This is a genomic window from Ralstonia sp. ASV6, assembly GCF_016429285.1.
GTDB lineage: Bacteria > Pseudomonadota > Gammaproteobacteria > Burkholderiales > Burkholderiaceae > Ralstonia > Ralstonia flaminis.
In genome coordinates this window covers 1-2,166 of record NZ_JAELUI010000294.1, presented here as the reverse complement: position 1 = coordinate 2,166, position 2,166 = coordinate 1, and the positions used below count along the sequence as shown (strand labels likewise).

General features: G+C 51.8%; 1 rRNA gene. It reads right to left on the bottom strand.

The window, feature by feature from the left end:
• A 23S ribosomal RNA gene (locus tag JHD73_RS27570) occupies positions 1 to 2,021 on the bottom strand; the annotation flags it as partial.
• Positions 2,022 to 2,166 lie beyond the last annotated feature (145 nt).

Sequence of the window (2,166 nt, the reverse complement as noted above, 5' to 3'; positions counted from 1 at the left end):
GCGGGGAGATTGCATCATCACAAACACTTCAACTTCGCTGAGTCTCGGGAGGAGACAGTGTGGCCATCGTTACGCCATTCGTGCAGGTCGGAACTTACCCGACAAGGAATTTCGCTACCTTAGGACCGTTATAGTTACGGCCGCCGTTTACCGGGACTTCAATCAAGAGCTTGCACCCCATCATTTAATCTTCCGGCACCGGGCAGGCGTCACACCCTATACGTCCACTTTCGTGTTTGCAGAGTGCTGTGTTTTTATTAAACAGTCGCAGCCACCATTTTATTGCAACCCCTTCGTCCTTCTGGCGCGAGCCAGTCAAACTACAAGGGCGTACCTTATCCCGAAGTTACGGTACCAATTTGCCGAGTTCCTTCTCCCGAGTTCTCTCAAGCGCCTTAGAATACTCATCTCGCCCACCTGTGTCGGTTTGCGGTACGGTCTCGTATGACTGAAGCTTAGAGGCTTTTCTTGGAACCACTTCCAATTGCTTCGCGACCTAAAGTCGCTCGCCCCACACCCTTGAATCACGCACCCGGATTTGCCTAAGTGCCATCTCCAATGCAGGGACCGGGACATCCAACACCCGGACAACCTTCCGCGATCCGTCCCCCCATCGCATCATACGACGGTGCAGGAATATTAACCTGCTTCCCATCAGCTACGCATCTCTGCCTCGCCTTAGGGGCCGACTCACCCTACGCCGATGAACGTTGCGTAGGAAACCTTGGGCTTACGGCGAGGGGGCCTTTCACCCCCTTTATCGCTACTCATGTCAGCATTCGCACTTCTGATACCTCCAGCATCCTTTACAAGACACCTTCACAGGCTTACAGAACGCTCTCCTACCATGCACTTACGTGCATCCGCAGCTTCGGTATATTGCTTAGCCCCGTTACATCTTCCGCGCAGGACGACTCGATCAGTGAGCTATTACGCTTTCTTTAAAGGGTGGCTGCTTCTAAGCCAACCTCCTGACTGTTTTAGCCTTCCCACTTCGTTTCCCACTTAGCAATATTTAGGGACCTTAGCTGGCGGTCTGGGTTGTTTCCCTCTTGACACCGGACGTTAGCACCCGATGTCTGTCTCCCGTGATTGCACTCTTCGGTATTCGGAGTTTGCTATGGCGGGGTAATCAGCAATAGACCCCCCAACCATGACAGTGCTCTACCCCCGAAGGTGAGACACGAGGCACTACCTAAATAGTTTTCGGAGAGAACCAGCTATTTCCAAGTTTGTTTAGCCTTTCACCCCTATCCACAGCTCATCCCCTAACTTTTCAACGTTAGTGGGTTCGGTCCTCCAGTACGTGTTACCGCACCTTCAACCTGGCCATGGATAGATCACTTGGTTTCGGGTCTACACCCAGCGACTGAACGCCCTATTCGGACTCGCTTTCGCTACGCCTTCCCTAATCGGTTAAGCTTGCCACTGAATGTAAGTCGCTGACCCATTATACAAAAGGTACGCCGTCACCCGTTTCCAGGCTCCGACTGTTTGTATGCATGCGGTTTCAGGATCTATTTCACTCCCCTCCCGGGGTTCTTTTCGCCTTTCCCTCACGGTACTGGTTCACTATCGGTCGATTACGAGTATTTAGCCTTGGAGGATGGTCCCCCCATCTTCAGACAGGATTTCACGTGTCCCGCCCTACTTGTCGTACACCTAGTTCCACAATACTGCTTTCGCATACGGGGCTATCACCCGCTATGGCCGGACTTTCCATTCCGTTCTGCTAGCAATACTGCTAAAGAGTACAAGGCTGATCCCATTTCGCTCGCCACTACTTTGGGAATCTCGGTTGATTTCTGTTCCTACAGCTACTTAGATGTTTCAGTTCGCTGCGTTCGCTTCTGTTACCTATGTATTCAGTAACAGATGACCCATACGGGCCGGGTTTCCCCATTCGGACATCTGCGGATCAAAGCTTGTTTGCCAGCTCCCCGCAGCTTTTCGCAGGCTACTACGTCCTTCATCGCCTGTAATCGCCAAGGCATCCACCACATGCACTTATTCGCTTGACCCTATAACGAGTATGTCTCGATATAGGCTGAGTTCTCGCGTTGTGCCGTATTCCAAGACAATCTTTCGATTGCTCTGGTAATACTGGTTGATACAATCACAACCCAGTGTCGCGTTACTACCGAGCATCTCATCAATGCTCCGCGA